The sequence below is a fragment of the Helicobacter sp. MIT 00-7814 genome (assembly GCF_003364115.1).
Lineage (GTDB): Bacteria > Campylobacterota > Campylobacteria > Campylobacterales > Helicobacteraceae > Helicobacter_F.
In genome coordinates, this window is sequence record NZ_NXLL01000045.1 from 1 (window position 1) to 8,215 (window position 8,215).

The 8,215-nt window shown below is 42.3% G+C and carries 7 protein-coding genes; 4 read left to right on the plus strand and 3 right to left on the minus strand.

All coding sequences use genetic code 11. The features are described 5' to 3' along the window. Nucleotides 1-238: 238 nt before the first annotated feature. Nucleotides 239-2,287 carry an invasion protein CiaB gene (gene ciaB / locus CQA49_RS09405; RefSeq protein ID WP_115575702.1) on the minus strand — a complete coding sequence of 683 codons (2,049 nt, stop codon included), beginning with the start codon at nt 2,285-2,287 and terminating at the stop codon, nt 239-241. Then, nucleotides 2,271-4,268 carry a methyl-accepting chemotaxis protein gene (locus tag CQA49_RS10635; RefSeq protein WP_115575703.1) on the minus strand — a complete coding sequence of 666 codons (1,998 nt, stop codon included), beginning with the start codon at nt 4,266-4,268 and terminating at the stop codon, nt 2,271-2,273. The genes ciaB and CQA49_RS10635 overlap by 17 nt, the downstream gene beginning before the upstream one ends. A gap of 212 nt (nt 4,269-4,480) precedes the next feature. Between CQA49_RS10635 and hisB the strand changes: the two genes are divergently transcribed. Genes hisB through CQA49_RS09430 form a run of 4 tightly spaced genes read left to right on the plus strand, consistent with a single transcriptional unit; the run spans nt 4,481 to nt 7,094 of the window. Further along, nucleotides 4,481-5,080: an imidazoleglycerol-phosphate dehydratase HisB gene (gene hisB / locus CQA49_RS09415; protein WP_115575704.1), complete on the plus strand. Its 600-nt coding sequence runs from the start codon at nt 4,481-4,483 to the stop codon at nt 5,078-5,080. Continuing rightward, the gene (locus CQA49_RS09420) at nt 5,077-5,580 is read left to right on the plus strand and encodes an HAD family hydrolase (RefSeq protein ID WP_115575705.1); all 504 of its coding nucleotides are present in this window, start codon (nt 5,077-5,079) and stop codon (nt 5,578-5,580) included. The genes hisB and CQA49_RS09420 overlap by 4 nt, the downstream gene beginning before the upstream one ends. Then, on the plus strand, nt 5,555-6,097 hold the full coding sequence (locus CQA49_RS09425; RefSeq protein ID WP_115575706.1) for a hypothetical protein: 543 nt from the start codon (nt 5,555-5,557) through the stop codon (nt 6,095-6,097). The genes CQA49_RS09420 and CQA49_RS09425 overlap by 26 nt, the downstream gene beginning before the upstream one ends. A gap of 13 nt (nt 6,098-6,110) precedes the next feature. After that, nucleotides 6,111-7,094 (plus strand): septal ring lytic transglycosylase RlpA family protein, encoded by a 984-nt coding sequence (locus CQA49_RS09430; protein ID WP_115575707.1) that lies wholly within the window; start codon nt 6,111-6,113, stop codon nt 7,092-7,094. Nucleotides 7,095-7,122: 28 nt separating this feature from the next. Here CQA49_RS09430 and CQA49_RS09435 read toward each other — a convergent pair whose 3' ends face one another. Then, nucleotides 7,123-8,031 (minus strand): glycosyltransferase family 8 protein, encoded by a 909-nt coding sequence (locus CQA49_RS09435; protein ID WP_115737551.1) that lies wholly within the window; start codon nt 8,029-8,031, stop codon nt 7,123-7,125. Nucleotides 8,032-8,215 lie beyond the last annotated feature (184 nt).

Consider the following 8,215-nt stretch of genomic DNA (forward strand, 5'->3'; position numbering starts at 1 on the left):
TGGGGGTGCAGGGGGATAAGGGGAGCGACTTCGCAATTCAAGCCCCCTTGTCCCCCTGCAAAAAGAAACTTTTAGAATCTAAGTGGGATTAAGTCAAACAAAAAGATTCTGAAAAAAATATAGAATCCTACAAAGGAGTTCAAAATACAAATGAGATTCTAAAAGGCTAGATTCCAACAATGGATTACTTCGGATTCTAAAGAATCCTCGCAATGACAAAAAAAATACCGCGCAAGAATCAATGAGAATCTGTATAAATTTCCCTACCAATCGCCAAATAGCGCTCATAGTAATGCTCCACAAACTCCCTCACCTCGCGCGCCACCGGGACATAATCCTTACAATAGCGCTCCAGCCACGCTTTGGCGTCATTCTTTGCCTGATAGTGGCGCGCGAGGCTCAAATATGTGCGCACATACCAAAGGCTAAGCGCGCCATACTTTGACTTATACACGCGCAATTTGCCAAACTCGCGCGCCTTATCAAACCTAAGCACGCCAGATTCAAACATTCCGCACAAGTGGATAAGCCCCTCGCAGTAGTATGGACGCACTTCAAGATTTTCCCTCCATGCCATAAGTCCCACCGCGCGCCTCACGCAATCGCTAAAAAACGCCTCCCACACTTGCAGGCTCTTTTTGTCGGCTGTTTTGAGCTTAGATTCTATTCCTTTAATTGTATCACCTTCGCGGAAGTAAATTCCGCTCGGCTCCGCTTCGCGCGCATATTCGATATTTTTAAACTTCTTAGATTCTGTAGAATGTGCCAAAAACTCCTTAAGCTCATTTTGTATCGGGGAATGGCACAGCAAATACGCCAGAATCCCGCCACTTGTAGCCTTGAACTCCTCGATATTTTTAAACTCCCCGCTTGCATTCATCGCAGATTCCGTATTTTCATCAATCCACAAAATATGCCCAAACTCATGCCCATTCGTGCTTAGCTCATACACGCTGTGCCAAAGCGCGGGATTTTGGAACAAAACCTTGCGCGCAGATTCTAAGAAACTTTTCGCAAAAAATTCATAGCTCAAGCGCATTTTTGGCTTTGCACGCGCAGAAGCGATGATTTTTCGCGGAAATGCAAAGATTTTTTTGCCCTCTTTTTTACTCACAAACTCATCATTTGGCACCACCTGCGCGCTAAACTGCCCATTATTCTCCGCACCAAAAAATAAAAGCGGAATGGAAGGAAAATACATACTTTTCTCAATGCTATGCTTTACAAACGCGCACATTTTAGGATCTGCGCCCAAATACGCGCTCAAAAACTCAAAGCAAGAGCGCACGCCCTGCTTGATATCAAAAGAATATGGCGCGCTTAGATTTTGCTCCACCACAAGGCGCAAATCCCACTCCGGCGCCACCGCATGGCGATAAATATCCTCATAATATTCAAGCGGATGTCCCACCTGCAAAGGCGCGCTTATCTGCATCCAAGCAAAATCCACTTCCTGCCAGCACTCTATAAGTTTGCTAGAATCTTCGCACGCGAAGGCATTTTTAAGTGCCTCAAAATACGCGATATAAGAATCTTTTGCAAAAAATTCGCCCTCCTCCAAACCTTGCAAATTTTGCAAAAGTTTCTCCAAAGCCCTCACAACCGCGCCGATCTCTTTTGGAAAAGCACGCGCATAAGGCACGCTTTTTGGCTTCGCTTTAAGAATCCCACCAAGCCCAAGCGCGCTTTCATACGGCAGAGAATAGCACCTTTGCGCGTTTTGGTTAAATTTATCGCGCTCCATTGTCGGCTCTAAAAACGCCACCGCCTCTTGCAAACTAAAATTCTGCGCCAAAGTCTTATTAATGCCCTGTATCAAGCGCCTATCCCACGCGATGAAAAAGGCATTCATACACTGCCCCACTTCATACACACCGCGTAAAATCTCCCTAAAAAAGGGCGTTAAAAGATTTTCTTTTGTAATGTGCTCAAGCAAATGCGCTTGAAGTTTTTCATAGAATCTAGCCACAAAAACAATGAGAAATTCCCTTTTTTGCGCGATTGTGTTTTCATCTTTGCCACAAGCTTTCAAAACTTCCAAAATAGAATCTTCGCGCAACGCCACGATCCGCTCAACCAACGCGACAAAATGCTTTTTCTCCGGCGCAATTTCTAACTCCGCGCAAAGATTTTGCAAAATCTCTTGTTTTTCTTGCAAAGCCACCGCGCGCGCAGATTCTATATTTTCGCAAATTTCTAGCACTTTGTAAAATTCAAAAAGTCCCTCTTGCGCCTCCTGCCACAGGGCAAAAATGCGCTCTATGTCTTTTTTAAAATTTAAACTCATTAATCTTGCTTTCAATTTCGATAGTTTTAGAATCTAGCTCATTTGCCGCGTGCGAAATTTTGTCCATTTCTTTGGCAATTTCTTGCAGATTGACACTTAGCGTTTTGTTATTGTCCAAAAGTAGGCTCGTGTCCTCATCAAGGGCTTTTGAACTAGAAATCATATCAGTAGCCAGAGAATTCACAATCTCAATTTTTTCCACCACGCTTTGGATAGATTCTTCGATTTTTTGAGAATCCTCCACAAAAGTTTGGAAATTTTGCGCGTTATGCTCTATCTCTGTATGCACTTCATCAATGCTCTGCGCGATAGTATTTAGCGTTACATCAATTTCGCTCAAGGATTTTTGCGTGCGTTCAGCCAATTTTCTTACCTCATCAGCCACGACTGCAAAGCCCCTGCCATGCTCGCCTGCGCGCGCTGCTTCAATCGCGGCATTAAGGGCTAGCAAGTTTGTTTGATTAGCAATATCATTGATAATCCCTAGCACGCCTTTGACATTTTGCGCCTCTTGCGTGAGCGTGTGCATTGTCTGCACGAGATCTTGCTGACTTTGCGCGTCATTTGTGATAGTGTGCGCGAAGTTTTGTATCACGCCAGAAGTTGCGCCCAGCTGTTCGCGCGCTTGTGCGATATCATTCATTGTTTCAGAGATTTTTTCGACATTTTTACGCAGAGAATCTTCCACCCTCGCGCCAATCTTATTTGTCTCTTCAGAAAGCCTAAAGCCCTCTTGCGTGTGAGAAAGCACGCCACTTGAAGTATGAAGCAAATCTTTTGAAATCTGCACATTTTGCTTACTTTGCGCGCCAAGTGTGCGGAAAATCTGCGCAATAGAGCCAAGGAAGCTAATAATCGCGCTAAAAATGCTCCCAACCTCGTCTTTATCGCTTTTTGCAAGTTTTGGCATTACGCTCATATCTTTATTTTTCTCTAGATTCAGCAAATAGCCCTGCATACCGCCTATGCGCAATACAATGTTTGAAATCACAAGCGAGCCTACAAAAATAGTTGCCACCACTGCAAAGATTGTAACCACAAGCATAAACCAAAAGCCAAAGGCGTTGGTAGATTCTTCAGATGCTACTTGCGCGATCAAATCTTGTGTTAAGACATCTTCGATTTCTTTGAGTAAATTAATCTTTTTAGTAATCGTATCAAACCAATATCCACCATCTACGCCAAACCCGCCATCGCGCGATTTTGCAATCGCAACTTGACGCATTCTCTCCACTTCGCCAAAGCTAGGATCTTGAGAATCTTTATTGTAGAGATCAAGCGCTTTTTGCGAAGCATAGACTTTAAAATTCGTCAAATAAATCTCTTGCGCGCCCATAAGGAAAATAAATCTTTCATAATTACCCTGCGCAAATTTATCCGCACCAAAGGTGTTTGAAAGTATCGCGCGCTCTTGCCCAGCATTTTCTTTCACATTAAGGAAGTCGATATATGCGCGCAAGGCTTCCGCGATTTCATTTGCGCTCATACTTGCCACATCGCTAATCACCACAAACCCAAGCGCAATAGTTTGCGTATAATACGCTATCGCATCGCCAGCTTTCATACTTGCATTATCCACGCCAGCACGCGTTTGAAAGATTTCATCAATCTTTTGAGTGAGCGCGCTTAGGCTACTTTGCAAGCTTAAAGGATAAGATTCTAAGTCAAAATGTTGCAGATAATCTTTAAGATTCTTAATTTCAGAATCACTCAAAACCCGCTGCTGCACTAGCTTTTGCTTAAAAACATCATTGCGCGCACCAAGATAGCCCGCACTCGCCCCGCGCTCTTTTTGCAACTCATGGATAAGCTGCGCAACCTTGCTTGTAAGCACAATACCATCACTTAAGCGCGAAGCGTCTGTAAATGCCTTATGTCTGTCAGTAAGAATAATAAGAGAGAAAAAAATCAGCGTCCCAAGCGGGATAAGCATAAAAACAAGCATTTTTGTGCGGACTTTGAAACTACTTAATGAAAACATAAAAACCCCCTAACCATAACCTTAAATCCACTATTTTTTAAGATTACAAAATTCCATCGCAATGCAATGATTGTAATGCAATTCACAAACTTTGTTTTGCTTTTATAAATAAGAATATGCAAAGATTTACTTTTTTATACATTTGCGCGCAGAATCTAGGGCAAATTTGGTAAAATAGCGCGCAAAATCACAAAAAATACTAAGGAAAATCTATGCAAACACAGCCACAAAGCCACACGCGCAAGACAAAAGAAACTGACATTACCTTAACTCTCGCACTTTATGGCGAGGGGAAAAGCAAGATTCAAAGCGGGGTTGGGTTTTTTGATCATATGCTTGAGGCGCTAAGCAAGCATAGTTTGATTGATATGGAGATCCTCTGCAAAGGCGATACGCATATCGATGATCATCATAGCGTGGAGGATTGCGGTATCGCGCTGGGTGAAGCGCTAAAAAGTATGCTCTATCCTTTAAGCGGGGTTGAACGCTTTGGAAATGCAAGTGCGGTGATGGACGAAGCAAATGTGGAATGCGATATTGATCTTTGCAATCGCGCGTATTTGGTTTTTGATATGAGCGCGTATGATGGCGCGTTTAAAGGGAAAATCGGAAGTTTTGATATTGAGCTTGTGGAGGAATTTTTTAAAGCAATTTGCTTCAATGCTAACATAAGCGCGCATATCGTGCTAAAGCGTGGTAAGAATCTGCATCACATAGTCGAAGCGAGTTTCAAAGCTTTCGCGCTTGCACTTAGACGCGCGCTTGCACCAAATGCGAGAATCCACACACCAAGCACAAAAGGCGTATTATGAAAAAAATTGAAATACTTTTCCTCGATGTCGATGGCACATTGACGCAGGGCGATATCACCTACACGCAAAGTGGCGAAGAGATAAAAACCTTTAACATTAAAGATGGGTTGGGGCTTAGCGTGTGGAATAAGAATCTCGGGCGCAAATCTGTCATCATCAGCGGGCGCGAATGCGAGCTAGTCAAAAGGCGCGCGGGCGAGCTTGGGATTTTTGCGACTTATCTTGGCATTAGCGATAAAGGCAAGATAATTAACGAGGTTTTAGCAAGCCTTAATTTAAAGCCAAATCAAGCGGCGTGCATTGGCGATGATTTGAATGATTTATCAATGTTTAGAATCCTCAAAAACTCCTACGCGCCAAAGGATTGCGCTTCTGGGATAAAGAGCGAGGTAAAAACACTCCTTAGTAAAAATGGCGGAAAAGGCGCTGTGCGCGAGATGATAGAGGATATTTTACGCAAAGAGGGCAAAAGCGGTGAGCTTAAAAAACATTTCAACTAGCGTTTATATTTTCTTTTTTGGCTTGCTCATTTTTAGCCTTGCAAGCATTGCGTTTTTCAAGCAAGATGAAAGCAAGACAAAAGGCGTGGGCACGAATATCCCAAATGTGACGATTGAAAATTTTGACTTTTATTTGCTTGATTTAGAGAATCTCGCGCTTATTGCAAATGGCAAAACGCTGCTGCGCTATAGTAGCTATGATGAGGCGTATGAGCTTTTTGCCTACCAAATGGATTCTCTGCAACGCAAGGGCGAAATGTATGCGCCCTTTGTCAAAGCGCAAAAAGATATTTATTTTTTCCCGCAAAATATCCGCTACACGCGCGAAGATGGCTTGTCGCTGTGGAGTGAAAAGGGTGTGTATGACTATCACAAGCGCATTTTTCAAGGTGAGGGGAAATTTTATTATGATGAAGGCGGGACGGATTTACACGGCTTGAATGTGCTGTATAACCAAAACACGGATTTTATCAGCGGGATTGAATTAGATGGCTTTATTGAGCTTGGAGATTCTTAAAAAAGGGGCAGGTATGCAAAACAAACATATTTCTTTTAAAAAAATTTTTAGCAAAACAAATGCTTTTGTCTTTAGCGCGCTGGTGCTTGCTGGCTGCTCAAACACAAGCGTGTATAATGGCGGAAAAGGCTCATTTAGCGAGTATGAGGATTGGGGCAACTATGAAAAGCGCAATAAGCGCAGTTTCGAGCATGGCAATAAAAACACCTACAGAGGCTTTTCAGAGGATTACGATGATTTGGACGCGTTTCAAAAAGGCATAGATTCTAACCTTGGCGGGGAGCAAATGCGAGAATCCCCTGAAATCCAACGCGCCACAATGAAGCCCTATCAAATCGCTGGCAAGTGGTATCACCCGCAAGAAGTGAGCTTGCATGATACTTTTGAAGGGCTAGCGAGCTGGTATGGACCGGATTTTCACGCGAAAAAAACTTCTAATGGCGAAACCTACAATATGTATGCGCACACCGCCGCACACAAGACATTTCCGATGAATACGGTGGTAAAAGTCTATAATGTCGAAAATGGCAAGAGCACGATTGTGCGTATCAATGATAGGGGGCCATTTGTGGAAGGGCGTATTATTGATTTGAGTAATGCCGCGGCAAAGGATATCGATATGATCGGCTCTGGCACGGCGAAAGTCAAAATCGAAGTGATAGGCTTTAAAGGCGTGATAAACACAGAATCTAAAGATGAGCTCAAAGATGATGAGAGCCTGCAAGAGGAATTTAAAGTCGGCTATACGCCACAAAGTGTAGCGGGCGGGAGCTTCGCACTGCAGCTTGGGGCGTTTAGAAGGAAAGAGGGCGCACAAAGCACAAAAGAAGAGTTTGACAAATACCCGCCTTATAAAACCATCATTAAAGAAATGCTAGATTCTGACAACCAACCGCTTTATCGCGTGTTTTTAGAGGGATTCCAAAGTGAGGAAGAGGCGAGGGATTTTATGAAAAGCACCCCGGGCTTTGAAGGGAAGATACTTATAAGGAATTAAAAGCGACGAGAATCTTTAGCATCATTCTTTAGTGACGCATTAGATTCTTAACTTTTTTCAACGCACGCTTTGTGCTTCTTGCCAAACGCAAAGGGTGCTTTGCTAGCATTAATTTAAATCGCAATATTTTAATATCAAGCCCAAAAATAGGCGTTTGAAGCGCGTATTTCCACCATTTACAAATACGCTCATTATGCAGATTCTGCTTGCATTTTTTCTTTTTTATTAAGCTTTTCCAAGGCTTTGAGCCTGTATTGTAATGGATAATCTTTAAATTTTTCAAAGCGTTTTCATGCTCGGCTCTTGTGTATCTGATGGTATATTCTTTGTTTTCACCTTTGAAAATTGCATTCTCAAAAGCAGAAAATGCTACAAAATTCCACTCTAAGCCGAGTTTTAATGTATTCTCCCCAAAAAGCACATTAAGCGTGTCTTGGTCTAAAAACACTGGATTGTAATTTTGCAAAAACTCTAACGCTTTCTGCTCTATTTTCCCACTGCGCCATGCTTGCAGATTAATCAATATAAAACCGCCATTAAATTGCCAATTAGGATTAAGAACAATATCTTGGTATTGTGGATTTTTAGAAGGAATAATGTGGCGTTTAATATGCACGGAATCTAGCACAACGCCCGCAAAATTATCCCCCAAATCAATTGTGAAAAGCTCTCTCAAATCCCCCACCACAAGCATATCCACATCAAGGTAAAGGCATTTGTCCAAATCCTTTGGCAAAAAACGCTCTAATAACAAACGATAATAAGTAAGGTAATTTTGCTTTCTCTCAAATCCCCATTTATTTAAGCCCTCAAACACGCTCTGCTCTACATAATGCAAGAAAATTTCGCAAGGATAAATGGTGTTTAGTTGCGTTTGGAATCTTTGGAGTTTTTGCTTTGTTTTGCTAGAAAGAGAATCTGTTAAGATATGAAAAATATATTTTTCCCTATTACCCCCCCCCCCCTATGGGGTTTTTTTTTTTTGCACAAGCATTCGCGCTAGATTTCGCAATGGTTTAGAGCAACACCCCCGCGTATTTTATGTAGTTTTCATCCGAATTAAACAACATTATAAACATTTTTTGCCTTTGTTTTGGGTTTTTATTTTGGTATTGTTTTGA